At 56.8% G+C, this 24,673-nt stretch carries 21 protein-coding genes; 16 read left to right on the forward strand and 5 right to left on the reverse strand.

What is annotated here, in order from left to right; all coding sequences use genetic code 11:
• Window positions 1-37: 37 nt before the first annotated feature.
• The 3 genes from mmuM to HP564_RS08330 all read right to left on the reverse strand — a co-directional run bounded on the left by mmuM (window position 38) and on the right by HP564_RS08330 (window position 2,839).
• A complete protein-coding gene (mmuM, locus tag HP564_RS08320; protein ID WP_371242029.1) occupies window positions 38-973 on the reverse strand; it encodes a homocysteine S-methyltransferase in 936 nt (311 codons plus the stop codon).
• Window positions 963-2,369 (reverse strand): S-methylmethionine permease, encoded by a 1,407-nt coding sequence (gene mmuP, locus HP564_RS08325; RefSeq protein WP_371241932.1) that lies wholly within the window; start codon window positions 2,367-2,369, stop codon window positions 963-965. Before mmuP ends, mmuM begins: the two co-directional genes overlap by 11 nt.
• Window positions 2,370-2,503: 134 nt before the next feature.
• Window positions 2,504-2,839, reverse strand: a complete 336-nt coding sequence (locus tag HP564_RS08330; protein ID WP_371241934.1) for a DUF2002 family protein — start codon at window positions 2,837-2,839, stop codon at window positions 2,504-2,506.
• Window positions 2,840-2,991: 152 nt separating this feature from the next.
• Between HP564_RS08330 and HP564_RS08335 the strand changes: the two genes are divergently transcribed.
• The 12 genes from HP564_RS08335 to emrB all read left to right on the forward strand — a co-directional run bounded on the left by HP564_RS08335 (window position 2,992) and on the right by emrB (window position 16,251).
• Window positions 2,992-3,309 (forward strand): DUF883 family protein, encoded by a 318-nt coding sequence (locus HP564_RS08335; protein WP_371241936.1) that lies wholly within the window; start codon window positions 2,992-2,994, stop codon window positions 3,307-3,309.
• A 309-nt stretch (window positions 3,310-3,618) separates the two neighbouring features.
• Window positions 3,619-3,861, forward strand: coding sequence for a redoxin NrdH (locus HP564_RS08340; protein ID WP_371241938.1), 243 nt, complete (start codon window positions 3,619-3,621; stop codon window positions 3,859-3,861).
• Window positions 3,862-3,865: 4 nt separating this feature from the next.
• The gene (gene nrdI / locus HP564_RS08345) at window positions 3,866-4,279 is read left to right on the forward strand and encodes a class Ib ribonucleoside-diphosphate reductase assembly flavoprotein NrdI (protein WP_371241940.1); all 414 of its coding nucleotides are present in this window, start codon (window positions 3,866-3,868) and stop codon (window positions 4,277-4,279) included.
• A complete protein-coding gene (gene nrdE / locus HP564_RS08350) occupies window positions 4,249-6,387 on the forward strand; it encodes a class 1b ribonucleoside-diphosphate reductase subunit alpha (RefSeq protein ID WP_371241941.1) in 2,139 nt (712 codons plus the stop codon). The genes nrdI and nrdE overlap by 31 nt, the downstream gene beginning before the upstream one ends.
• Before the next feature lie 8 nt (window positions 6,388-6,395).
• Window positions 6,396-7,355: a class 1b ribonucleoside-diphosphate reductase subunit beta gene (gene nrdF, locus HP564_RS08355; RefSeq protein ID WP_371241943.1), complete on the forward strand. Its 960-nt coding sequence runs from the start codon at window positions 6,396-6,398 to the stop codon at window positions 7,353-7,355.
• Between the two features lie 383 nt (window positions 7,356-7,738).
• Window positions 7,739-8,935, forward strand: coding sequence for a glycine betaine/L-proline ABC transporter ATP-binding protein ProV (gene proV / locus HP564_RS08360; protein ID WP_371241944.1), 1,197 nt, complete (start codon window positions 7,739-7,741; stop codon window positions 8,933-8,935).
• Window positions 8,932-10,140: a glycine betaine/L-proline ABC transporter permease ProW gene (proW, locus tag HP564_RS08365; RefSeq protein WP_371241946.1), complete on the forward strand. Its 1,209-nt coding sequence runs from the start codon at window positions 8,932-8,934 to the stop codon at window positions 10,138-10,140. The genes proV and proW overlap by 4 nt, the downstream gene beginning before the upstream one ends.
• Window positions 10,141-10,198: 58 nt before the next feature.
• Entirely contained in the window at window positions 10,199-11,197 is a 999-nt protein-coding gene (proX, locus tag HP564_RS08370; protein WP_371241947.1) for a glycine betaine/L-proline ABC transporter substrate-binding protein ProX, read from the forward strand.
• 147 nt (window positions 11,198-11,344) lie between these two features.
• Entirely contained in the window at window positions 11,345-12,532 is a 1,188-nt protein-coding gene (locus HP564_RS08375) for an MFS transporter (protein ID WP_371241949.1), read from the forward strand.
• Window positions 12,533-12,846: 314 nt separating this feature from the next.
• Window positions 12,847-13,377 carry a transcriptional repressor MprA gene (mprA, locus tag HP564_RS08380; protein WP_371241950.1) on the forward strand — a complete coding sequence of 177 codons (531 nt, stop codon included), beginning with the start codon at window positions 12,847-12,849 and terminating at the stop codon, window positions 13,375-13,377.
• Between the two features lie 149 nt (window positions 13,378-13,526).
• Window positions 13,527-14,699 carry a multidrug efflux MFS transporter periplasmic adaptor subunit EmrA gene (emrA, locus tag HP564_RS08385; protein ID WP_371241951.1) on the forward strand — a complete coding sequence of 391 codons (1,173 nt, stop codon included), beginning with the start codon at window positions 13,527-13,529 and terminating at the stop codon, window positions 14,697-14,699.
• A 16-nt stretch (window positions 14,700-14,715) separates the two neighbouring features.
• Complete coding sequence (gene emrB / locus HP564_RS08390; protein WP_371241953.1) at window positions 14,716-16,251, forward strand: multidrug efflux MFS transporter permease subunit EmrB; 1,536 nt, start codon at window positions 14,716-14,718, stop codon at window positions 16,249-16,251.
• Window positions 16,252-16,288: 37 nt separating this feature from the next.
• Here the strand turns inward: emrB and HP564_RS08395 are convergent, their stop codons facing one another.
• Window positions 16,289-17,380 carry a tRNA/rRNA methyltransferase gene (locus tag HP564_RS08395; RefSeq protein WP_371241954.1) on the reverse strand — a complete coding sequence of 364 codons (1,092 nt, stop codon included), beginning with the start codon at window positions 17,378-17,380 and terminating at the stop codon, window positions 16,289-16,291.
• Window positions 17,381-17,540: 160 nt separating this feature from the next.
• On the opposite strand from HP564_RS08395, the gene trxC reads away from it, so the two are divergent.
• The 4 genes from trxC (at window position 17,541) to pssA (ending at window position 22,993) form a co-directional block, all read left to right on the forward strand.
• Window positions 17,541-17,960 carry a thioredoxin TrxC gene (gene trxC / locus HP564_RS08400; protein WP_371241955.1) on the forward strand — a complete coding sequence of 140 codons (420 nt, stop codon included), beginning with the start codon at window positions 17,541-17,543 and terminating at the stop codon, window positions 17,958-17,960.
• 101 nt (window positions 17,961-18,061) lie between these two features.
• On the forward strand, window positions 18,062-18,760 hold the full coding sequence (locus tag HP564_RS08405; protein ID WP_371241956.1) for a tRNA-uridine aminocarboxypropyltransferase: 699 nt from the start codon (window positions 18,062-18,064) through the stop codon (window positions 18,758-18,760).
• A 102-nt stretch (window positions 18,761-18,862) separates the two neighbouring features.
• Window positions 18,863-21,520 (forward strand): GNAT family N-acetyltransferase, encoded by a 2,658-nt coding sequence (locus tag HP564_RS08410; RefSeq protein WP_371241958.1) that lies wholly within the window; start codon window positions 18,863-18,865, stop codon window positions 21,518-21,520.
• Window positions 21,521-21,637: 117 nt separating this feature from the next.
• Complete coding sequence (pssA, locus tag HP564_RS08415) at window positions 21,638-22,993, forward strand: CDP-diacylglycerol--serine O-phosphatidyltransferase (RefSeq protein ID WP_371241960.1); 1,356 nt, start codon at window positions 21,638-21,640, stop codon at window positions 22,991-22,993.
• A 92-nt stretch (window positions 22,994-23,085) separates the two neighbouring features.
• On the opposite strand, the gene HP564_RS08420 is transcribed toward pssA, so the two are convergent.
• Window positions 23,086-24,390 (reverse strand): MFS family transporter, encoded by a 1,305-nt coding sequence (locus tag HP564_RS08420; RefSeq protein ID WP_371241962.1) that lies wholly within the window; start codon window positions 24,388-24,390, stop codon window positions 23,086-23,088.
• Window positions 24,391-24,673 lie beyond the last annotated feature (283 nt).

Consider the following 24,673-nt stretch of genomic DNA (forward strand, 5'->3'; position numbering starts at 1 on the left):
GCCGTTAATCGGCTTAGCATCGCCTGTTTTCTGCGCTTTATTGCGGTTGACAGCCCTGCGCTATCGCCCGGATATCCTGCGGCGTGGTGCGACAGCAGCCGCCAATCAGCCTTGCACCTGCGCCATGCCATTCAGGTAGCTTGTCGTGCAGCGTGCAGCCCGAGGGCGCAGAGTGCCAGGTTTTTGTCGTCGCGTCATACTGTTCGCCAGAGTTGGGATAGACCACCAGCGGCTTATCGGTCAGCGCCTGAAGCTGCTGTAGCGCAGGCGTCACCTGCTCCAGCGCCACGCAGTTGATGCCCAGCGCGGCCACCTGCGGCTGCGCGTGCAGGAACGCCACCACCTCACGCAGCGGCGTGCCGTCGCTGATATGCTGCGCGTCGCGCAGCGTAAAAGAGAACCAGGCCTGCGCGCCGGGGAACTCCGCCAGCAGGGCCACCAGCGCCTGCGCTTCAGCAAAGGAAGGCAGGGTTTCGCACGCCAGCAGATCGGCCCCCGCCGCCAGCAGCTCCTGCACGCGCGGACGGTGGAACGCCTTCATCTCTTCGTCCGGCAGCGCATAGTCGCCGCGATATTCCGCGCCGTTGGCGAGAAAGGCACCGTACGGCCCTACCGATCCCGCCACCAGCAGCGCGGCCTGGCTGCCGCTTGCGGCGCGATAGTCGTCGCGCGCCCGTCGCGCCAGCTCAACGCTGCGGGCAATTAACTGCAACGACTGCGCCTCATCCAGCCCGCGCGCGGCAAAGCCCTGCGGCGTGGCCTGATAGCTGGCGGTAATTGCCACGCGCGCGCCTGCGGCGAAGTAGTCGTAGTGCACCTGATAAATCAGTTCCGGGTTTTCCATCAGCACCTTCGCTGACCAGAGCGCATCGGCCAGGTTACAGCCGCGCGCCTCCAGCTCGGTCGCCAGTGCACCGTCCAGGATTAAAATTTCATTTTCTGCCAGCGCCTGCGCCACGGGATCATGCTGCATCATCGGCCTCCTCAGCCTGCGGTTTTTTATGGGTGATAGCGTAAGCCGCATAACAGAGCAGCACAAAGGGAATACCGCACCAGAGTGCAATGCGCTGGGAAGGATCGAACGCCAGTCCGACGCACGCCAGCAGACAGAGCGCAAAACCCAGCAGCGGCGTCAGCGGATAGAATGGCGCGCGATAGACCAGCTCGCTCAGCGCCCTGCCCTGTGCCAGATGACGGCGGCGGAAAACATAGTGCGACGCGCAGATGCTGAGCCAGACGGCAACCACCGCAAAGCCCGAGATAGCAGACAGCGCCACGAAGACCGTGTCTGGTGCAATAACGCTGGAGAGCAGCGCCAGCACGCCGCCCAGCATACTCACGGTAATAGCCAGCTGCGGCACGCCGCGTTTATTGACGCGGGCAAAGCAGCGCGGCAGCGTCTTCTCATTTGCCAGCGACCAGAGCATACGCCCTGAGGCATACAGCCCGGAGTTAGCCGCTGACAGGATTGCCGTCAGGATCACGAAGTTGACGACATCGGCGGCATAGGGGATACCGATCTGTTCAAAAACCAGCACAAAGGGGCTTTTGACGATGCCCGCCTGCTCCATCGGGATCAGCGCGGCCAGGACCAGCACGGTACCAACAAAAAAGAGGATCAGTCGTGCCACCGTGGTCCGGATCGCCAGCGGCAGCACCTTCTGCGGGTTTTCCGTTTCTCCTGCCGCGATACCGATCAGCTCGGTACCGGAGAAGGCAAAGTTAACCGCCACCATGGTCATGATTATCGGCAATATGCCGTGCGGCAGCCAGCCGTGCTGGGTGAGATTACTCAATCCCGGCGCGGCACTGCCATCTTTAAGCGGGATAAAGCCAAACATCGCCGCCGCGCCCAGCACGATAAAAGCAATGATGGTGATGACTTTGATCAGCGAAAACCAGAACTCTCCCTCAGCGAAGAAGCGCGTTGAGATGATATTCAGCAGATAGATAGCGACGCAGAACACCAGGCACCAGATCCACACCGGTATCTGCGGAAACCAGTACTGCATACAGAAGCCCGCCGCCGTGAAGCTGGAACCCAGCGCGACCGTCCAGGTAAGCCAGTAGAGCCAGGCCACCGTGTAGCCGGTAGCCGGACTGAGATAGCGCGCGGCATAGACGTGGAACGCACCGGTCTCCGGCATCGCGACCGAAAGTTCGCCCAGACAGACCATAACCAGCCAGACAACCAGCGCGCCGATCAGGTAGGCGAGCAGCGTGCCAGCAGCGCCAGTGGTGGAAATAATATAGCCGGTGTTAAAAAACAGCCCGGTGCCAATGACGCCGCCCAGCGATAACATCACCAGGTGGCGCGTTTTCATGGTGCGCTTGAATTGTTGCTGCGGTGGGGTTTCCTGTTTACTCATCTTTCTATCCGTATGGACGTCTAAACATCTATACGCAAAGAGTTATACGCGTCGGCAGCAGGAATTGCAACGTGATAAAAGATAAGGATAAGGTAAAAAAACGCCGTGCCCCGCGCTGACGGGGCTGGCCGCTGTCAGCCGAAGACGCTTTGTAGATAGCGTTCCAGCGCGATGCGCGAACTGAATCCGTGCGGAATGCCGTAGTGCTCCTGTGACTCACCGGCCAGATAGAGCGGAAACTGCGTATAGTGATCGCAGGTTTTCATCTCTGATGCCGGTTCGGCAAACGGCTGACTTTTCTCTTTTAGCGTGGGGTGGATCACCAGCGCTGTGCGTCCCATGCGAGCTTCGCGGTTGACATAAACATAGTTCTCGCCACGGCGATAGCCGTAAGCTTTTGGCGTGACCTCGTCAACTTCAAATCCCGCCTTTTCCAGAACGCGCGCTACCTCATCGGGTCGTAAATACATGCTCTTTCCTCTCTTCTTTCAAGCCTCGCAACCTTACAACAGCACGCCGCCATGCGGCTTTCGGAATTTCCCTAAACCCCGGTGTTGCCGATGCGTTTATCCACGTATCGTCTACACTCAGTATTACGTTTAAAATCAAAGGGAGCGAAAAAATGTTTAATCGAACCACTAAAAACGATGACATTGATGTTAACCAGGATGTAAACGATCTCGCGGATTCGCTGGAAGCGCTATTGAAATCTTACGGCAGTGAAGCGAAAGATGAAGTGGATTCAGCCCGTAGCCAGGCGCAGGCGCTGCTAAAGCAAACGCGCGCAAAACTGAACGGGGGACATAACCGTGTTTCTCAGGCCGCGCGTGACGCCGGTTCTCAGGTTCATGCCTACGTGCAGGACAAACCGTGGCACGGCGTAGGGATTGGCGCGGCGGTGGGTCTGGTACTGGGCGCACTGCTGGCCGGTCGTCGTTAACCTACTCTCAGCCACTTCATAGCCTCGCCTGCGCGGGGCTTTTTTTTGCCTGTTCTCTCCCACTTCGCCTTTACAAAATGCTTTTTCGCCCGCGTTTCTCGCCTGACCCGCATGACAGCTGGCGTTAGCTGAACTTTGCCCCGCTGACCGGCAAAAACCCTATATATGGTATGCTTGAATTTAAACACACCTATATCTAGTATTACCTCTATCAACCAGACACAAGATGTGAGCGAAGCGATGCCTGAACGTTCGGCCAATCAGCTTCGTTTGACCCGCCTTGTTCATGAACAAAGGGAAATACGAATCATGCGCATAATTATTTACACTAAGAATAACTGTGTCCAGTGCAACGCCACCAAAAACGCTCTGGACCGTCACGGCATCGACTATCAGCTGATTAATCTCGACGCACAGCCTGAGGCGATCGACCGCCTGACATCGCTGGGATACCGTCAGGTGCCCGTGGTAATGGCCAATGACGATCACTGGAGCGGCTTCCGCCCCGACAAGATTGCGGGCCTGCGCCAGCTGACGGCGGCGGGAGAATAAGACCATGTTCCCGCTGGTCTATTTCTCCAGCCAGTCGGAAAACACCCATCGGTTTATTACCCGTCTGGGTCTGCCGGCTCGCCGCATTCCCCTGGCGCTCTCAGCGCGCCTGCAACAGCATCAGCCCTATATTCTGGTGGTGCCGAGCTACGGCGGCGGCGGCAGCCGCGGTGCGGTGCCCAGACAGGTCATTCACTTTTTAAACGACGAATCGAACCGGCGCGGTATCCGCGGGGTGATCGCAGCGGGCAACCGCAATTTCGGCGAGGCCTACTGCCTGGCTGGCGACATCATCGCGCAAAAATGTCAGGTTCCCGTGCTCTATCGCTTTGAGTTGATGGGCACGCCGGACGATATCGCCAGAGTAACAGCGGGAGTAACCCAATTTTGGCAACAACAGACACCCTCACTGGCGTAGCGCTCGACTACCACGCGCTTAACGCCATGCTGAACCTTTTTGATGCCGACGGCCGTATCCAGTTCAGTAAAGACCGGGAAGCGACGCGTCAGTTTTTTCTGCAACACGTGGCGCCAAATACCCTCTCCTTCGCCAGCGCGGCGGAACGTCTGCGCTATTTAGTGGCAGAAGGCTACTACGAAGCCGAGGTGCTGAATCAGTACGACTTTGATTTTCTCTGCGCCTTTCATGACGACGCGGCGGCCTGGGGCTTTGAGTTCAAAACTTTTCTCGGCGCCTGGAAGTTCTATACCAGCTACACGCTGAAAACCTTCGATGGCAAAAGCTACCTGGAAAGCTTTGAGCAGCGCGCCTGCATGGTGGCGCTGACGCTGGCACAGGGCAGTGAGACGCTGGCGCGTTCGCTGCTGGAGGAGATGCTGAGCGGACGCTTCCAGCCCGCCACGCCCACCTTTCTTAACTGTGGCAAACAGCAGCGTGGCGAGCTGGTTTCCTGCTTTCTGCTGCGTATTGAAGACAACATGGAGTCGATTGGTCGCGCGGTGAACTCGGCGCTTCAGCTCTCGAAGCGCGGCGGCGGCGTGGCGTTTCTGCTCTCCAGTTTGCGTGAAAACGGCGCGCCGATTAAGCGCATCGAGAACCAGTCTTCGGGCGTCATCCCGGTGATGAAGATGCTGGAAGATGCCTTCTCTTACGCGAATCAGCTTGGCGCACGTCAGGGCGCGGGCGCGGTCTGGCTCAACGCTCATCATCCCGATATTTTACGCTTCCTGGATACCAAACGGGAAAACGCCGACGAAAAGATCCGTATCAAAACGCTGTCGCTCGGCGTGGTTATCCCCGACATCACCTTCCAGCTGGCCAAAGAGAACCGCCAGATGGCGCTTTTCTCGCCCTATGACGTTGAACGCATTTACGGTCAGGCATTTGGCGATATCAGCATCAGTGAAAAGTACGATGAGATGGTGGCGGACGATCGTATCCGCAAAAGCTGGATCCAGCCGCGTGACTTTTTCCAGACGCTGGCAGAAATCCAGTTTGAGTCAGGCTATCCCTATATCATGTATGAGGACAGCGTGAACCGCAGTAATCCCATTGCCGGTCGCATTAATATGAGCAATCTCTGCTCCGAGATTTTGCAGGTGAACAGCGCCAGCGAGTTCAATGACGATCTCAGCTATCGCCGCGTTGGTAAAGATATCTCCTGTAACCTGGGCTCGCTGAACATCGCGCATGCTATGGATTCGCGCAACCTGGCGCATACCGTGGAGATGGCCGTGCGCGCCCTGACCGCCGTGTCTGACATGAGCCATATCAGTTCAGTGCCTTCGGTGGCGGAAGGCAACCGGCGCTCGCACGCGATTGGCCTGGGTCAGATGAACCTGCACGGCTATCTGGCACGCGAAGGCATCGCCTATGGTTCACCAGAAGCGCTCGACTTCACTAACCTCTACTTCTACTGCGTCACCTTTCACGCACTGCGCACATCGAACCAGCTGGCTCGCGAGCGCAGCCAGTGCTTCGACGGCTTTGCACACTCTGCCTACGCCAGCGGAGCATACTTCGATAAATATATCGAGCGTGACTGGCTGCCGCGTACCGAGCGTGTCGCGCAGCTGTTCGCCGGCGCGGGAATTGCGCTGCCCACGCGCACAGAGTGGCTGACACTCCGCGATGCGGTTATGGCACAGGGTCTCTACAACCAGAATTTACAGGCGATCCCGCCCACGGGATCGATCTCCTATATCAATCACGCGACCTCGAGTATCCATCCGATCGTATCGCGCATTGAAATTCGTAAAGAGGGTAAAACCGGACGCGTTTACTATCCCGCCCCCTTTATGACGAATGAAAATCTTGAACTCTATCAGGACGCGTATCAGATCGGTCCGGAAGCCATCATTGATACCTACGCCGAAGCGACGCAGCATGTCGATCAGGGCTTATCGCTGACGCTGTTTTTCCGCGACGACGTCACAACACGCGACATCAACAAAGCGCAAATCTATGCCTGGAAGAAAGGTATCAAGACGCTTTACTACATTCGACTACGCCAGATGGCGCTACAGGGCACCGAGGTGCAGGGCTGTGTTTCCTGCGCACTGTGATGAAAACTATGCGACTACAACAGATTCAGGCCATTAACTGGAACCGTCTTCAGGACGAAAAAGATCTTGAGGTGTGGAACCGTCTGACCAGCAACTTCTGGCTGCCGGAAAAGGTGCCGCTCTCTAACGATCTGCCCGCCTGGCAGACGCTGAACAAACAGCAGCAGCAGCTGACGATCCGCGTATTTACCGGACTGACGCTGCTCGACACTATTCAGAATGCGATTGGCGCGCCGGGCCTGATGCCGGACGCGCTGACGCCGCATGAAGAGGCGGTGCTCTCCAATATCAGCTTTATGGAGGCAGTGCATGCGCGCTCCTACAGTTCAATCTTCTCGACGCTGTGTCACACCAGCGACGTGGATGCCGCCTATCAGTGGAGCGAGGAAAATGCGGCGCTCCAGAACAAGGCACGCATTATCCTGCAACACTACCGCGACGACGATCCGCTGAAGAAAAAGATTGCCAGCGTCTTTCTGGAATCCTTTCTCTTCTACTCCGGCTTCTGGCTGCCGATGTACTGGTCCAGCCGCGGTAAGCTCACCAATACCGCTGACCTGATCCGGTTGATCATTCGCGATGAAGCGGTGCACGGCTACTATATTGGCTACAAATACCAGAAAGCGCTGGCGCAGGTGAGTGAGGCGCGTAAAGACGAGTTGCAGCAGTTTGCTTACGATCTGCTGCTGGCGCTGTATGAGAACGAAGTCGCCTACACCGAAGCGCTCTACGGTGACTCCGGCTGGGTAGACGAGGTCACCACCTTCCTGCACTACAATGCCAATAAGGCGCTGATGAATCTGGGCTATGAAGCTCTGTTTCCGGCAGAGCTGACCCGCGTCAATCCGGCAATCCTCTCTGCGCTGTCCCCTAATGCCGATGAAAACCACGATTTCTTCTCTGGATCGGGCTCCTCTTACGTGATGGGCAAAGCCGTGGAGACCGAAGACGAAGACTGGAACTTTTAAGCAGTTACTATCGGGCCTGACATGGCCCGATATTTCTTAATATTCATTCCGTGATCACTGCCGCTATTTTGCTTAGCATCCAGGCCTGTTGCCATCATATTATCTCCTTATGATGGCAGAATAACTGAAACCCGACCTTTCATTCTCGCTAAATTTAACCACGCATCCTGTCAAACCGGCCTGATTCCATCACCTGTTGAGAAAAAAATATCCCCCTCTCATCCCTTGTGGGCACTGGATATTTTAACCTGCGGACATTGCCGCACGCCGCAAACAGTGACATACAGGGTTGTCAGACATTTTCAATGTGTTACGGTATAACCCGCTTAAATTTTACCAGGGTAGCTAAACTTCAAATAATTCAATCAGGATTTTGTGACTGCATGGCAATTAAAATTGAAGTAAAAAACCTCTATAAAATATTCGGGGAGCATCCCGAACGCGCATTTAAATATATTGAAAAAGGGGAGAGCAAAGAGACAATACTGGCGAAAACCGGGTTGTCACTGGGCGTCAAAAACGCCAGTCTGGCCATTGAAGAAGGCGAGATATTTGTCATCATGGGGCTCTCCGGCTCAGGAAAGTCGACCATGGTCCGCCTTCTCAATCGTCTGATTGAGCCTACCAGAGGCCAGGTGATCATTGACGGCGTTGATATCGCCAAAATATCTGAACGCCAACTGCGCGACGTGCGCCGAAATAAAATCAGTATGGTATTCCAGTCATTTGCGCTCATGCCCCATATGGACGTGCTAAATAACTGCGCCTTTGGCATGGAATTAGCAGGCGTGCCGCTGGCTGAGCGTCAGCAAAAAGCGATGGAAGCGCTGCGTCAGGTTGGCCTGGAAAATTATGCTCACGCGTTTCCCGATGAACTTTCTGGTGGAATGCGCCAGCGGGTGGGATTAGCGCGCGCGCTGGCGATTAATCCCGATATTTTGCTGATGGACGAGGCGTTTTCCGCGCTCGATCCCCTGATCCGCACGGAAATGCAGGATGAACTGGTCAGGCTACAGGCGAAACACCAGCGCACCATTATTTTTATTTCCCACGATCTCGATGAGGCGATGCGTATTGGCGATCGCATTGCCATTATGCAGGGCGGTGAAGTGGTGCAGGTCGGCACACCGGACGAGATTCTCAACAATCCGGCCAGCGATTATGTGCGCACCTTTTTCCGCGGCGTTGATATCAGCCATGTCTTTAGCGCCAAAGATATTGCCCGTCGCAGCGCAGGCGCGCTGATCCGTAAAGCGCCCGGCTTTGGTCCCCGCTCCGCCATTAAGCTGTTGCAGGATGAAGACCGTGAGTTTGGCTACGTGCTGGAGAAGCAAAAATTTGTTGGCGTGGTCTCTACTGACTCACTGAAAACGGCACTGGCGGCAGGCGAAGGGCTGGACAGCGCTTTGCTGGACGCGCCCGCTGCCGTTTCTTCCGATACCTCGCTGAATGAGCTGCTTGGCCACGTGGCCCATGCGCCCTGCGCAGTGCCGGTGGTCGGCGAGGCGCATCAGTACGTCGGGATTATTTCCAAAGGCATGTTACTGCGTGCCCTGGATCGCCAGGGAGCGTCCTCATGAGTGCACAGATCAGCTATCCCCTGGAAAACGCAAACGCAGCGTCGCCGGCCATTGATGCCGCCTCAGCACGCGATCCCTGGTCAGGCGCGGACGACAGCGCGACGCCAGCCAGCGCACCCGCCAGCCACGGCGCTGACGCCTGGGGTTCACCAGACGGAAGCCGCGCGCACGACGCGGCCAGCAGCGCCACCGACAACGGGGCGGATGCCTGGGGGACGCCCGACGGCGGCAGCGCCACCAGCAGCAGCGACTGGCTAAGCAGCGCGCCCGCGCCGCAGCCGGAACATTTTAATATTCTCGACCCCTTCCATAAGACCTGGATCCCACTGGACAACTGGGTGACGGAGGGCATTGACTGGGTTGTAAACCATTTCCGTCCGGTGTTTCAGGGCATCCGCGTGCCGGTGGATTCTATCCTGAGCGCCTTTCAGCTGCTGCTGCAAAGCCTGCCCGCGCCCGTTGCTATCGTGGTGTTTGCTCTGATCGCCTGGCAGATCGCCACCCCGGCGATGGGACTGGCGACGCTGATCTCACTGGTGCTGATTGGTGCCATCGGAGCCTGGTCTCAGGCAATGGTTACGCTGGCGCTGGTGCTGACTGCGCTGCTGTTTTGTATCGTCATCGGATTACCGCTGGGTATCTGGCTGGCGCGCAGCGAACGCGCAGGTCGGCTTATACGGCCGCTGCTGGATGCCATGCAGACCACGCCGGCATTTGTCTATCTGGTGCCCATTGTGATGTTGTTTGGTATTGGCAACGTGCCTGGCGTGGTAGTGACCATTATCTTTGCCCTGCCGCCCATGGTGCGCCTGACCATTCTCGGCATTAAACAGGTGCCTGCGGACCTGATTGAGGCCAGTGAATCTTTTGGTGCCAGCCCGCGCCAGATGCTGTTCAAAGTCCAGCTACCGCTGGCTTTGCCGACCATTATGGCGGGCGTCAATCAGACGCTGATGCTGGCACTGTCGATGGTGGTTATCGCCTCAATGATTGCCGTAGGCGGACTCGGTCAGATGGTGCTGCGCGGCATTGGCCGTCTTGATATGGGTCTGGCCACCGTTGGCGGCGTTGGCATCGTGATCCTCGCCATTATTCTTGACCGTTTAACCCAGTCTGTCGGCCGCGATGGCCGCAGCCGCGGCAGCCGTCACTGGAGCCATACCGGCCCGGTTGGTCTGCTGACGCGCCCTTTCCGTAAAGCCTGATCTTTCGGGCAGCCCGCTACGGCTGCCCGCCTTGCAACACCGACCATAAGGAATAACTATGCGCAAGACCGCACCTCTCCTCGCCGCCGGGTTCGCCACGTTTGCTATCGCTCAGGTTTCTGCCGCCGATCTGCCGGGGAAAGGCATCACCGTGAAGCCTGCACAAAGTACCATCGCCGAAGAGGGTTTTCAGACGCTGCTGGTGAGCCGCGCGCTGGAAAAGCTCGGCTACAACGTCGAAAAGCCGAGCGAAATTGATTACAACGTTGCCTACACCTCGATGGCCGCGGGTGATGTGACCTTTATGGCCACCAACTGGCAGCCGCTGCATGACGATATGTATAACGCCGCTGGCGGCAACCGCAAATTTTACCGGGAAGGCACCTACGTTTCGGGCGCAGCGCAGGGTTACCTGATCGACAAAAAAACCGCCGAGCAGTACCACATCACCCATATCGAACAGCTGAAAGATCCCAACATCGCCAGGCTGTTCGACAGTAACGGGGACGGAAAAGCTGACATGACCGGCTGTACGCCAGGCTGGGGCTGTGAAGCGGTGATTAACCATCAGAACCAGGCGTTTGGCCTGAGCAATACCGTGACGGCCAATATGGGCAACTACCCGGCGATGGTTGCCGATACGCTGGCGCGCTTTAAGCAGGGCAAACCTGTTCTTTACTATACCTGGACACCCTACTGGCTGAGCGATGTGCTGAAGCCGGGGCGTGACGTAGTGTGGTTGCAGGTCCCCTTCTCCTCCCTGCCCGGCGCGCAGAGCCACGTTGATACTACGCTACCCAATGGCGCGAACTACGGTTTCCCGGTCAACAGTATGCATATCGTGGCGAACAAGGCCTGGGCAGAACAGAACCCGGCGGCAGCAAAACTGTTTGCGGAAATGAAGCTGCCGATCAAGGACATCAACGCAGAGAATGCGGCAATGCACGCGGGACAGGCCTCGGAAGCGGACATTAACCGTCATGTTGACGGCTGGATTAAGGCGCACCAGCAGCAGTTTGATGGATGGGTAAAAGCAGCACTGGCTGCCGCCAGGTAAGTAAACACTTACTAAGTAGGGACGGAGCTCGCCGTCCCTCTGATTTTCCCTGAACCAACTGGTACGTCCTGTCAATTTACATATCAGGGAAATAGTTTTTTGGGTTACTATTACCTGATTATGATTATCATTTCTTCACTGACCTGAATGAACAGTAACCGCCATAGCCTTACTCCCGCACTGGTCGTGCTGATGTCTATCGCCACTGGCCTCTCCGTAGCCTGCAACTACTATGTTCAGCCTCTTCTTCATACCGTCGCCCATGATTTTGGTCTCTCTGTCAGCCTGGCCGGATTTATCGTTACCACGGCACAGCTGGGCTACGCCTGCGGTCTGCTGCTGCTGGTGCCTCTCGGCGACATGCTTGAACGCCGTAATCTTATCGTGGCCATGAGCCTGCTGGCGGCAGGCGGCATGGTGATCACCGCCACGGCCTCTTCTTTTGCGCTGCTGCTGCTCGGCACCGTGCTTACCGGGCTGTTTTCCGTTGTCGCGCAGATTCTGGTGCCGCTGGCCGCGACGCTGGCTGCTCCGGAGAAACGTGGCAGGATCGTGGGAACGGTGATGAGCGGGCTGCTGCTGGGCATTCTGCTGGCGCGCACCGTGGCGGGCGCGCTGGCGCAGCTGGGGGGCTGGCGCACCGTTTACTGGACCGCCAGCCTGCTGATGGTGCTGATGGCGCTGGCGCTGTGGCGCTTCCTGCCGCGTGTTAAACAGTCGGTATCGCTTAACTATCCGCAGTTACTGGGATCGATCTTCCAGCTTTTTAAAGCTAACCGCGTTATTCGCACCCGCGCCTGGATCGGCTGCTTCTCCTTCGCCAACTTCAGCGTACTCTGGACCTCTATGGCGTTCTTGCTCGCCTCCCCGCCTTATAACTACTCCGAGGGTGAAATTGGCCTGCTGGGGCTGGTTGGTGCAGCAGGCGCGCTGGCTGCGCGTCAGGCAGGTTCACTGGCCGATAAAGGTAAAGCCCGGCTTACTACCACGCTGGGGCTGCTGATTATGCTGGCTTCCTGGGGTATGACAGCGCTGGGCGCACACGCCCTGCTGGCGCTGATCGTCGGTATTCTGCTGCTGGATCTGGCGGTGCAGGGTGTACACATTACTAATCAGAGTGTGATCTACAGCCAGATGCCGGAAGCCCGCAATCGCCTGACCGCCGGTTATATGACCAGCTATTTTATCGGCGGCGCGTTTGGCTCTGTTCTCTCCGCTAATGCCTATCATCTTGCTGGCTGGTACGGTGTGTGCGCCGCAGGCGTCGTTATGACGCTGCTTAACCTGCTGATTTGGTGGCGCGGCTATCGCTTCGAACAGCATCAAAAAACGTAAATAAAAGACCGAAATTGTGATTGAGTCTGTTCACAAATGGTTGGGTTTGGTATAGTTAGCAACAAATCTATTCACGAAAGTTATTTTTTCATGCGAAATTATTTAGCATAAAAAAAGTTTCTGCCACATTTGATAACGCAAACGGTACGTTCAGACTGCCGTATGCGAGGGTTTTTGCCCTGGGTTACGGATTGACCTCGATATACTGGATGACGACAGTGTGATCTTCTGAACTTTTGCGCGGCGTAAACTGGCTACGCTCAATCTGTCACCATCGTTACTATACAAGTTGCAACTAGTGAGGTTTTTTTATAATGGAAAGTTCGTTTACTCCCATTGAACAGATGCTTAACATCCGCGCAAATCGCCATAAAGATTTCCCGCTGCACGAAATCATTCTGACGCGCCTGTGCATGCACATGCAGGGAAAGCTGCTGGAAAATCGCAACAAGATGTTAAAGGCGCAGGGAATTAACGAAACCTTATTCATGGCGCTGATTACGCTGGACGCGCAAGAAAACCAGAGCATTCAGCCGTCTGAGCTGAGCGCCGCACTGGGTTCGTCGCGCACCAACGCAACACGCATTGCGGATGAGCTGGAAAAACGCGGCTGGATCGAACGCCGCGAAAGCGATAACGATCGTCGCTGCCTCCACCTGCATCTGACCGAGAAAGGCAACGAGTTTCTGCGTCAGCTGCTGCCGCCGCAGCATCAGAGTCTGCAATACCTCTGGTCTTCGCTCTCTCATGACGAAAAATCGCAGCTGGAAGGCATTACGCGTAAGCTGCTCAATCGTCTCGATAAAATGGATGAAGATCAGGTCATCGCTTCCCTCTCTCGCTAATAGCAAGAACTGCGACACAATCACCTGTCGAAACCGTTATTTTAGTCCCCTTTTATCCGGCCAGCGCTCTGTCGCTGGCTTTTTTCGACCTCGGCTCCGTGAAAGGGATCTTCTTTGCGAGCCGACTATTTGAACAGGTGGAGAACAACATGAGTGCATCGGCAGAGGCGCAAAGCCCACAACAGCCAGCCAGTAAGAAGAAAACACGTAAAAAAGTACTGTTGCTGCTGGCGCTGCTTTTTGTACTGGCAGGTATCGCATGGGGTGTCTACTGGTTTTTAGTGCTGCGTCATTTTCAGGAAACTGATGATGCCTATGTTGCCGGGAACCAGGTGCAGGTGATGGCACAGGTTTCGGGCAGCGTTAATCGGGTCTGGTTTGACGATACCGATATGGTGAAAAAAGGTGACGTGCTGGTATCACTGGACAAAACCGACGCCGAACAGGCCTTTAAAAAGGCCCAGACCGCGCTGGCCACCAGCGTGCGCCAGACGCACCAGCTGATGATTAACAGCAAGCAGTATCAGGCTACTATTACGCTACAGCAAACGGCACTGGCACAGGCTGAAGCCGATCTAAAACGCCGAGAGCCGCTGGGCGCCTCTAACCTGATTGGACGTGAAGAGTTACAGCACGCGCGCGATGCGGTTGCTACCGCCAAAGCGCAGCTGGACGTAGCGATTCAGCAGTACAACGCCAACCAGGCGATGATCCTCAACACCTCGCTGGAGAACCAGCCAGCGGTGCAGCAGAGCGCAGCCGAACTGCGCGACGCCTGGCTCGCCCTGCAGCGTACCGAGATTCGCAGCCCGATGGATGGCTACGTGTCGCGCCGCAGCGTACAGGTTGGCTCGCAGATAAGCCCCAGCACGCCGCTGATGGCCGTTGTCCCCGCGAACAACCTGTGGATTGATGCCAACTTCAAAGAGACGCAGCTGGCAGGCGTGCGCATTGGACAGGACGCTACCGTTGTGGCCGATATCTACGGCGACGACGTGGTTTATCACGGTAAAGTGGTCGGTCTGGATATGGGCACCGGTAGCGCCTTCTCGCTGCTGCCTGCGCAGAATGCGACCGGCAACTGGATCAAAGTGGTACAGCGCCTGCCGGTACGTATCGAACTGAACCAGGACGATATTGCGAAGCATCCGCTGCGCATTGGGCTTTCAACGCTGGTCAAGGTTGATACCACCAATAAAGAGGGCAGCGTACTTGCCACCCGTGTTCGCCAGCAGGCCGCCTATAGCAGTAACGCGCTGGCAATCGACCTGGCCCCGGTGAACCAGCTGATCACAGACATCGTCCGCGCTAACGCCGGATGATCGCGCGGAGGCTGTCATGGCACAAAAACCGCTAGAAGGCGCACCGCTGGTCTTGATGACCATTGCCCTGTCGCTGGCGACCTTTATGCAGGTGCTGGATTCGACCATCGCAAACGTGGCCATTCCGACCATTGCGGGCAATCTGGGCGCGTCCAACTCGCAGGGAACCTGGGTCATCACCTCGTTTGGCGTGGCGAACGCCATTTCCATTCCGATCACCGGCTGGCTGGCGAAGCGCATCGGCGAGGTTAAGCTCTTTACCTGGGCAACGATCCTCTTCGCCCTCGCCTCCTGGGCGTGCGGCATGTCGGAAAGCCTGGAGATGCTGATTTTCTTCCGCATTCTGCAAGGTATTGTGGCCGGTCCGCTCATCCCGCTGTCGCAGAGTCTCCTGCTCAGCAACTATCCCCCCGCGAAGCGCAGTATTGCGCTCTCGCTGTGGGCCATGACCGTGATTGTCGCGCCCATCTGCGGCCCGATTCTGGGCGGCTGGATCAGTGATAACTATCACTGGGGCTGGATCTTCTTTATCAATGTGCCTATTGGCGCCGTGGTCGTGATGCTGACGCTGCAAACCCTACGTGGCCGTGAGACGCGCACCGAAATCCGCCCTATCGACGTGGTCGGGCTGGTGCTGCTGGTGGTCGGCATCGGCTGTTTGCAGGTGATGCTGGATCGCGGCAAGGAGCTTGACTGGTTTAACTCTACCGAGATTATCGTGCTGACGGTGGTCGCCGTTGTCTCGCTGGTGGTGCTGCTGGTGTGGGAGCTGACCGACGATCATCCCATTGTCGACCTGGCGTTGTTTAAGTCGCGAAACTTTACCATTGGCTGTCTCTCTATCAGCCTGGCATACATGCTCTATTTCGGCTCGATCGTGCTGCTGCCGCAGCTGTTGCAGGAGGTCTATGGCTATACCGCAACCTGGGCAGGGCTGGCATCCGCGCCGGTGGGGATTATTCCGGTGATCCTGTCGCCGATTATTGGCCGCTTCGCCCACAAGCTGGACATGCGTCGACTGGTGACCTTTAGCTTTATTATGTACGCCGTTTGCTTTTACTGGCGCGCCTACACCTTCGAGCCTGCGATGGACTTCGGCGCATCGGCCTGGCCGCAGTTTATTCAGGGATTTGCGGTTGCCTGCTTCTTTATGCCGCTCACCACCATCACCCTGTCAGGCCTGCCGCCAGAGCGACTGGCAGCCGCGTCGAGCCTGTCGAACTTTGTGCGTACGCTGGCGGGTTCTATCGGCACCTCGATTACCACCACCATGTGGACCAATCGCGAGTCGATGCATCACAGCACCTTTGCTGAGTCGATCACGCCCTATAATCCGAACGCCCAGCAGATGTATCAGCAGCTGGAAGGGATGGGCATGACCCACCAGCAGGCATCCGCCTATATCGCCCAGCAGATCACTAACCAGGGACTGATTATCTCTGCCAATGAGATCTTTTGGGCCTCAGCCGGGGTGTTTTTAATTTTGCTGGTGCTGATTTGGTTTGCCCGCCCGCCGTTTGGTTCAGGCAGTGGTGGCGGTGGCGCGCACTAGACGCCAGAAACAAAAACGGGCCTTTCGGCCCGTTTTTTTATGCGTTCTGACGCCACCATTCGGCAAGCAGAATGCCGGTTGCCACCGAGACGTTGAGGCTCTCAACGTTGCCGGTCCCGCCAATCGACAGGCTAATATCACCCTGCTGGAACGCGCTGTCAGACAGCCCTTCGCGCTCCTGACCCAGCACCAGCACCATCTTCGCAGGCAGTTCAGCTTTCGCCAGCGGCGTGCCCTGATGGCTGGAGGTGGTCACAATGGTGTAACCCGCTTTGCGGAACGCTTCCAGACCGGCCGCGAAGCTGTCGCCGCTGATCGCCTGTACATGCTCCGCGCCGCCTTCAGCGGTACGTACCGCTGCGCCAGACTCCAGCAGAGAGGCGTCATTAACCAGCAGACCTTTGACGCCAAAGTGCGCGCAGCTACGCATAATGCCACCCAGGTTATGCGGGTTGCTGACATCTTCCAGCGCCAGCACGCAATCTTTCTCATCGGCCTGGCGCAGCCATTCGCTGACCGCCATACCCATGCGCTTCTTGATAATAAAACAGACGCCGCCGTGATGTTCGGTGCCCGACGCTTTCGCCAGCTCAGCATCATCCACCACATGATAGGCTTTGCGGTTTGCGGCCAGCCAGCGCAGTGCATCGCGGAAACGCGGCGTCACGCTCTGCACAAACCAGGCGCGCACGATCGCTTCAGGACGGCTCTGAAACAGGGCCTGACAGGCGTTTTCACCATAAACACGCGTCTCTTCCTGACGCTGACGACGGATCACTTCAGGATCGACAGTGACTTTGCCGTTCTGTTCAGCCGGGCTGGCTTCACCTGATGCGCGCTCGCTCGGCGGACGCGATACGGTACGCCAGGGGGAGAATGCCTCGTCGCTGCGCGGTTTACGGCTGCCCTCGTCGTTACGTGGCCTGCGGCTGCCTTCGTCGCTGCGCGGCTTGCGGCCAGCGCCTTCTTCGTTACGACGGCCAGAGGAACGACGCGAATCTTCCTGACGGGCTGGGCGGCCACCTCCTTTACCGGTACGCGGGTTCGGCGCGCGTGAGCCAGACTCGCCCTCATCTCGCACGTACATCACTTTTACCTTGCCACTTTTGCCTTTAAATTCGTCGTTCATCTGTTCCTCCTGCATTGAGAGCGCGAAGATTACCTGATGTATTAGCGCTTAGCTATCAACTATTGAACCTATTGGACAATCCAGTTTGAGGGCTGTTCGCAACCTTCTCATAATGGACGACATTTACAAGCGTGACACCTGCAAACCCTCCGAGGTATCTATGAATACGGTATGTGCTTCCTGCCAGGCAACCAATCGCGTTCCGCCAGAGCGCGTGGCCGATGGGGCAAAATGCGGTCGCTGCGGCAGCGAGCTGTTTAACGGCGAAGTCGCTAACGCGACAGCCCAGACTCTGGATAAATATCTGCAAGACGACCTGCCGGTTGTGGTCGACTTCTGGGCACCATGGTGCGGCCCCTGCGTTAACTTTGCTCCGGTATTTAAAGATGTGGCGCACGAGCGCAGCGGCAAGGTCCGCTTCGTTAAGGTTAACACCGAAGCAGAACCCTCCCTGAGCACGCGTTTTCGCATCCGCAGCATTCCCACCATTATGATCTTTAAAAATGGTGAAATGGTGGACATGCTGAACGGTGCAATGCCAAAAGCGCCGTTTAATGAATGGCTGGATGAGTCGCTGTAGTTGCCGACGTCATCGTTCTCCCCCCTCAGGCCAGCCGCGCTGGCCTTTTTCTTTTCCGGCGCGCTTCGAGTACACTGACGTTTTACTTTTTCTGCTGATCCATGACTGATAACGCCGTTCTCCGCCTGCGTGCCCAACGCCTTGCCCGCGCCACCCGCCCTTTCCTTGCCCGAGGCAATCGCGTCGTGCGCTGCCAGCGCTGTCTGCTGCCGCAAAAAAACTGCCTGTGCGCGACTATTCAGCCACAAACGGCGCGCAGTCGTTTTTGCCTGGTGATGTTCGATACCGAACCCATGAAGCCCAGCAATACCGGACGCCTGATTGCGGATATTTTGCCCGAAACAGACGCCTTTGGCTGGTCGCGTACCGAACCCGATCCGGCGCTGCTGAACGCAGTGGCGCACCCGGACTATCAGCCGATGGTGGTCTTTCCCTCTTCCTATGCCGATCCTGGCCGTGAGGTGCTGACCGCACCGCCGTTAAGCGGAAAGCCACCGCTGTTTATTATGCTCGACGGTACCTGGACAGAAGCGCGCAAAATGTTCCGCAAAAGCCCCTGGCTCGATGCCCTGCCGGTGATGTCGCTGAACGTGAGCTCGCCGTCGCGCTATACCCTGCGCGAGGCCCATGGCGAAGGCCAGCACTGCACGGCTGAAGTGGCTGCCGCGCTGCTGGAGCAGGCGGGTGATCTGGCTGCGGCGCAGGCGTTACTGCACCATTTCGAGCACTTCCGTCACGCCTATCTCGCGGGCAAGCCGCATCATCCCGTGCATCAACAGGCAACAGCTGACGGCGTTTAAGCCGATCATAAAGGCTGCTACCGCTCTCAGCCTGCGATCGTCGTAAGGGCAAAGCCGCGCAAAAGCGATTACACTCACGCCAGTCGACCTGGGGAGAATGGGATGAGCCAACGCGGACTGGAAGCGCTGTTACGACCTAAATCTATTGCGGTGATTGGTGCCTCGATCAGGCCAGGACGCGCCGGGCACTTTATGATGCGCAATCTCCTGGCGGGCGGGTTCAGCGGCCCGGTGCTGCCGGTCACGCCGAAATATAAGGCGGTCAGCGGCGTGCTCGCCTGGCCGACCATCGACAGCCTGCCGTTTGCACCCGATCTGGCGGTGATCTGTACCCATGCGAAGCGCAATCTTGAACTGCTCCGGCAGTTGGGTGAGAAAGGCTGCAAGGCCTGCATTATTCTCTCCGCCCCTGCCAGTCAGCTGGACGAACTGAAAACCTGCGCCGCCCAGTGGCAGATTCGTCTGCTCGGCCCAAACAGCCTTGGGCTGCTCGCGCCCTGGCAAGGGCTGAACGCCAGCTTCTCACCGGTGCCGATTGAAAAAGGCCGCATCGCCTTTATCTCCCAGTCGGCGGCCGTCTCTAATACCATTCTTGACTGGGCGCAGCAGCGCAACCTGGGCTTCTCCTGGTTCATTGCGCTGGGCGATAGCCTGGATACTGACGTTGACGACCTGCTCGATTTTCTGGCGCGTGACGGGAAAACCAGCGCCATTCTGCTCTATCTCGAACACCTCAGCGATGCGCGGCGTTTTGTCTCGGCCTCGCGCAGCGCCTCACGCAATAAACCCATTCTGGTGATCAAAAGCGGCCGCAGCCACCAGGCACAGGCGCTGCTTGGCACCCACAGCGGACTCGACGCAGCCTGGGACGCCGCGATTCAGCGTGCAGGCTTATTGCGCGTGCAGGATACGCATGAGCTCTTTACCGCCGTGGAGTCGCTCAGCCATATGCGGCCGCTGCGCGGTGAGCGGCTGATGATTATCAGCAATGGTGCTGCCCCCGCCGCGCTGGCGCTGGACGAGCTTTATGCGCGGAACGGCAAGCTGGCTACGCTGAGTGAGGAGATGTTGTCACTGCTGGCCGAACGGCTCCCGGAAGGCGCTGGCCGCGGTAATCCACTTGATTTAAAAGATGACGCAAGGCCGCAGCGCTATGTGGACTGTCTGAATATCCTGCTCAACAGCCACGAGCTGGATGCGCTGATGATTATCTATGCCCCCAGCGCGGTCGCGCCAGCCACGCAAACGGCGGAGCAAATTATTCAGGCCATCGCCGCCCATCCGCGCGGTAAGCAGGTCACGCTACTGACCAACTGGTGCGGGGAATTCTCCTCTCAGGCGGCACGGCGCGCCTTTACCCTGGCAGGCATTCCGACCTGGCGCACCCCGGAAGGCACCGTAACGGCCTTTATGCATCAGGTAGAGTACCGGCGCAACCAGAAACAACTGCGCGAAACCCCGGCACTGCCTGCCAGCCTGACGCAGGACAGCGCACAGGCGCATCAGCTGCTGTCGCAGGCGCTGGCTAAAGGCGTGAACACGCTTGATACCCATGAAGTGCAGCCGGTGCTACAGGCGTATGGCCTGGCTACCCTGCCCACCTGGATTGCCAGCAACAGCCTGGAGGCAACGGCCATTGCTGAACGCATTGGCTATCCTGTGGCGCTGAAGCTGCGTTCGCCCGATATCGCGCACAAGTCAGAGGTCCAGGGCGTAATACTCTACCTGCGCAATGCCGCCGAGGTGCAGCAGGCGGCCGAAGCGATGGTGGATCGCGTGCGCCAGACGCTGCCACAGGCGCGTATTGATGGCCTGCTGGTGCAGAGCATGGCCAACCGCGCCGGCGCACAGGAACTGCGCGTGGTCGTCGAGCAGGATGCGCTGTTTGGTCCTGTCATTTTACTGGGTGAAGGCGGCGTGGAATGGCAGGCGGATAAGCAGGCCGCTGTCGCGCTGCCGCCGCTTAACATGACGCTGGCGCGCTATCTGGTTATCCAGGCGATCAAAAGCGGTAAAATTCGCAGTCGTGGTGGGCTGGAAGCGCTGAATATCCCAGCGCTTAGTCAGCTGCTGGTTCAGGTCTCTAACCTGGTGGTGGACTGTCCGGAGATCAGGCGTCTTGATATTCACCCGCTGCTGGCCGCAGGCAGTGAGTTTACCCTGCTTGACGTCACGCTTGAGCTGGCCCCTTTCCACGGTGATAGCGAAGCACGGCTGGCAATACGTCCCTATCCGCAGCATCTGGAAGAGCCGGTCACGCTGAAAGACGGGCAACAGTGTCTTTTCCGTCCCATTCTGCCGGAAGATGAACCGCTGCTGCGCGACTTTATCGCGCAGGTCACTAAAGAAGATTTGTACTACCGCTATTTCAGCGAAATTAACGAGTTTACTCATGACGATCTCGCCAATATGACGCAAATCGACTATGACCGCGAGATGGCGATTGTGGCGGTGCGCCAGCAGCAAGGGGTAAGCGAAATTATCGGCGTTACGCGCGCTATTTCCGATGCCGACAACATTGATGCGGAATTTTCCGTGCTGGTGCGTTCCGACCTGAAAGGCCTGGGCATGGGACGGCGGCTGCTGGAGAAGATGATACGCTACACGCGCGAACATGGTTTGCAGCAGCTCAACGGCATTACTATGCCGCACAACCGCGGCATGATTACCCTGGCACGCAAGCTGGGTTTCGGTGTCGATGTTCAGCTCGATGAGGGCATTGTCAACCTGAACTTACCTTTACACCGCGAGTTCAACTAACCTTGTACAGAAAGGTAAAAAATGGCCGACCCCGGCCGGTTAATGTTATCATTTAGTGTTATGACCCTGATTTGATGGCAAAAGGCCATGCAATGAACCGAGAAGAAGCGCACTGCGATGCTGTCTAAATTCAAACGCAATAAGCATCAACAACACCTCGCACAGTTGCCGAAACTGTCACAGTCCGCTGCGGATGTGTCGACCCTTTACTCGCCAGCCGATTTTCGTCGTACGCTGCTGGAAAAAATTGCGGCGGCGCAGCATCGCATCTGTATCGTTGCCCTTTATATGGAAAACGATGACGCCGGACGCGTCATCATGGATGCGCTTTATGCGGCGAAGCGTGCGCGTCCGGCACTCGATATCACTATTCTCGTCGACTGGCATCGCGCTCAGCGCGGGCGTATTGGCGCCGCGCGCGGCGTGACCAATGCTGACTGGTATTGTGAAATGGCGACGCAGCATGCGGATATTGCCATTCCAGTGTACGGCATTCCGGTTAACACCCGCGAAGCACTCGGCGTATTGCATCTCAAGGGCTCCATCATTGACGATACGCTGCTCTACACCGGTGCCAGCATCAACGATGTGTATCTGCATCAGCATGAAAGATACCGATATGACCGTTACCAGCTGATCCGTAATGCCCGGCTGGCCGACACCATGTATGAGTGGATTAACGTCAATCTGAAGCAGTCAGAAGCGGTTAACCGTCTCGATCGTGAAGAACGCCCATCAAGCCCGGAAATTAAAAATGAAACGCGCCAGTTCCGTCAGGATCTTCGCGGATTTAACTACCAGTTTGACGGTAACGGCCATAACGAAGAGCTGACGGTGACGCCGCTGGTTGGTCTGGGCAAGCGCAGTCTGCTCAACAAGACCATCTTCCATCTGATGCCCTGCACAGAACAGAAGCTGACGATCTGCACCCCTTACTTCAATCTGCCCGCTATTCTGGTGCGGAACATCATTCATCTGCTGCGCGAAGGTAAAGAAGTAGAAATCATCGTCGGTGACAAAACCGCGAACGATTTCTATATTCCGCCCGATCAGCCCTTTAAGATCATTAGCGCACTCCCCTATCTTTATGAGATCAACCTGCGTCGCTTCCTTAGCCGCCTGCAGTACTACGTAGATAATGGCCAGCTGGCGGTGCGCCTGTGGAAAGATGGCGAAAACAGCTATCACCTGAAAGGCATCTGGGTGGATGAAGAGTGGATGCTGATTACCGGCAACAACCTTAATCCACGCGCCTGGCGTCTCGACCTGGAAAATGCGGTATTGATCCACGATCCCCTGGGTCAGCTGAGTGAACAGCGTGAAAAAGAGCTGACGCTAATCCGCACCCATACCCACGTGGTTAAGCATTTCCGCGAGCTGGAGAGTATTGCCGACTATCCGGCCAAAGTACGTAAGCTGATCCGCCGCCTGCGACGTATCCGCATTGACCGTCTGATTAGCCGCATACTCTGACGGTCAGCCCTGTTACCCTGAGGCGGTTGTCACGCCATGACGTACAACCGCCCTTCTCTCCGGGCTCCCCGCTTTGCCCAGTCAGTGAAACCTTACAGCTTAATACCCTGACCGCGTTTATGTAGCAGTAGCGAGACCAGAAACGCCAGTGCGCCCATTGCGGATACATACCAGAAAAAGGTCGTTTCAATACCCTGCTGTTTCAGCAGGAGAGCCACATATTCTGCCGATCCGCCAAAGAGGGCGTTAGCCACGGCATAAGATAAACCGACGCCTAATGCGCGTACTTCCGGTGGAAACATCTCTGCTTTAAGGATCCCACTGATCGCGGTATAGAAGCTGGTGATCAGCAGCGCCAGCATGATCAGGCAAAAAGCAAGGGTGGGGCTTTGCACGTTTTGCAATGCCGTCAAAATCGGAACGGTGCAAATGGCCGCGCCTGCCCCAAAGATCAGCATCGATCCACGGCGACCAATTTTATCGGAAAGCGCGCCGATAACGGGCTGAATCAGCATAAAGACCAGCAGAGCAGCGGTCATTAATCCACTGGCGCTTTTGGCATCCATCCCTGCTGTGTTCACCAGATACTTCTGCATGTAGGTGGTAAAGGTATAGAAACTCAGGGACCCCCCTGCGGTAAAACCCAGCACCATCAAAAACGCGCGCGTATGGTTACGCAGCAGACCGGAAATACTGCCTGCATCTTTATGCTGTCGACTCTGCTTATCGGAGGTTTCATTGAGCGAGCGACGCAGCCAGAGTGCGACCACGGCCAGTACTGCACCAAGGAAAAAGGGGATGCGCCAGCCCCAGCTGCGCAAGTCCTCTTCACTGAGAATAAACTGCAGAACGACCACCGTCAGCACGGCGAGCAGCTGTCCACCGATAAGGGTCACGTACTGAAAGGAGGCGTAAAAACCTTTACGTCCTTCCAGCGCCACTTCACTCATATAAGTTGCGCTGGTGCCATATTCGCCTCCAACAGAGAGGCCCTGAAACATACGTGCCAGTAGCAGGATCGCAGGTGCCGCGATACCGATGCTGGCATAGCCGGGCAAACAGGCAATAACCAGCGAGCCCAGACACATCATACAGACTGAAATTAACATCGAATTTTTGCGCCCGTGGCGATCAGCGATATAACCGAACAGCCAGCCGCCAATAGGCCGCATCAGGAATCCGGCGGCGAACACGCCTGCCGTTTGCAGCAGTTGCGTGGTGGTGTCGCCTTTGGGAAAGAAAATATGGGCAAAATAGAGAGAGAAAAAAGAGTAGACATAGAAATCGAACCACTCCACCAGGTTACCCGATGATGCGCCAACAATTGCCCAGACGCGCTTCCTGTTTATTCCCTGCTCTTCTGCGTTCTGATCTGGGCGATGATTAATTTCGGCCATGCGATACCTCTCGTTCCTTGCTGATAACCAGCGTTAAAACAATGAGTAAAGCATTTCATCCGCTGCAACGGAACGTTACAGATGCTGCGGTGTATTAAATGTGATCAGGTTAAGGTTTTGAGTGCAACGTGTGAAAAAAGGCAGACTGGTTTGCAGTAGCAGCAAAACGCAAAAAGCCCTGACCGTGAGGTCAGGGCTGTCGCGTGTGGATGCCTGGCAGTTCCCTACTCTCGCATGGGGAGGCCCCACACTACCATCGGCGCTACGGCGTTTCACTTCTGAG

Source organism: Pantoea sp. KPR_PJ (genome assembly GCF_041386365.1).
Taxonomy (GTDB): Bacteria; Pseudomonadota; Gammaproteobacteria; order Enterobacterales; family Enterobacteriaceae; genus Pantoea.

Excerpts from the sequence above, each read along its gene's own strand:
- mmuM (WP_371242029.1), bottom strand. The coding sequence starts at position 973 with ATGCAGCATGATCCCGTGGCGCAGGCGCTGGCAGAAAATGAAATTTTA.
- mmuP (WP_371241932.1), bottom strand. The coding sequence starts at position 2,369 with ATGAGTAAACAGGAAACCCCACCGCAGCAACAATTCAAGCGCACCATG.
- HP564_RS08330 (WP_371241934.1), bottom strand. The coding sequence starts at position 2,839 with ATGTATTTACGACCCGATGAGGTAGCGCGCGTTCTGGAAAAGGCGGGA.
- HP564_RS08335 (WP_371241936.1), top strand. The coding sequence starts at position 2,992 with ATGTTTAATCGAACCACTAAAAACGATGACATTGATGTTAACCAGGAT.
- HP564_RS08340 (WP_371241938.1), top strand. The coding sequence starts at position 3,619 with ATGCGCATAATTATTTACACTAAGAATAACTGTGTCCAGTGCAACGCC.
- nrdI (WP_371241940.1), top strand. The coding sequence starts at position 3,866 with ATGTTCCCGCTGGTCTATTTCTCCAGCCAGTCGGAAAACACCCATCGG.
- nrdF (WP_371241943.1), top strand. The coding sequence starts at position 6,396 with ATGCGACTACAACAGATTCAGGCCATTAACTGGAACCGTCTTCAGGAC.
- proV (WP_371241944.1), top strand. The coding sequence starts at position 7,739 with ATGGCAATTAAAATTGAAGTAAAAAACCTCTATAAAATATTCGGGGAG.
- proW (WP_371241946.1), top strand. The coding sequence starts at position 8,932 with ATGAGTGCACAGATCAGCTATCCCCTGGAAAACGCAAACGCAGCGTCG.
- proX (WP_371241947.1), top strand. The coding sequence starts at position 10,199 with ATGCGCAAGACCGCACCTCTCCTCGCCGCCGGGTTCGCCACGTTTGCT.
- HP564_RS08375 (WP_371241949.1), top strand. The coding sequence starts at position 11,345 with ATGAACAGTAACCGCCATAGCCTTACTCCCGCACTGGTCGTGCTGATG.
- mprA (WP_371241950.1), top strand. The coding sequence starts at position 12,847 with ATGGAAAGTTCGTTTACTCCCATTGAACAGATGCTTAACATCCGCGCA.
- emrA (WP_371241951.1), top strand. The coding sequence starts at position 13,527 with ATGAGTGCATCGGCAGAGGCGCAAAGCCCACAACAGCCAGCCAGTAAG.
- emrB (WP_371241953.1), top strand. The coding sequence starts at position 14,716 with ATGGCACAAAAACCGCTAGAAGGCGCACCGCTGGTCTTGATGACCATT.
- HP564_RS08395 (WP_371241954.1), bottom strand. The coding sequence starts at position 17,380 with ATGAACGACGAATTTAAAGGCAAAAGTGGCAAGGTAAAAGTGATGTAC.
- trxC (WP_371241955.1), top strand. The coding sequence starts at position 17,541 with ATGAATACGGTATGTGCTTCCTGCCAGGCAACCAATCGCGTTCCGCCA.
- HP564_RS08405 (WP_371241956.1), top strand. The coding sequence starts at position 18,062 with ATGACTGATAACGCCGTTCTCCGCCTGCGTGCCCAACGCCTTGCCCGC.
- HP564_RS08410 (WP_371241958.1), top strand. The coding sequence starts at position 18,863 with ATGAGCCAACGCGGACTGGAAGCGCTGTTACGACCTAAATCTATTGCG.
- pssA (WP_371241960.1), top strand. The coding sequence starts at position 21,638 with ATGCTGTCTAAATTCAAACGCAATAAGCATCAACAACACCTCGCACAG.
- HP564_RS08420 (WP_371241962.1), bottom strand. The coding sequence starts at position 24,390 with ATGGCCGAAATTAATCATCGCCCAGATCAGAACGCAGAAGAGCAGGGA.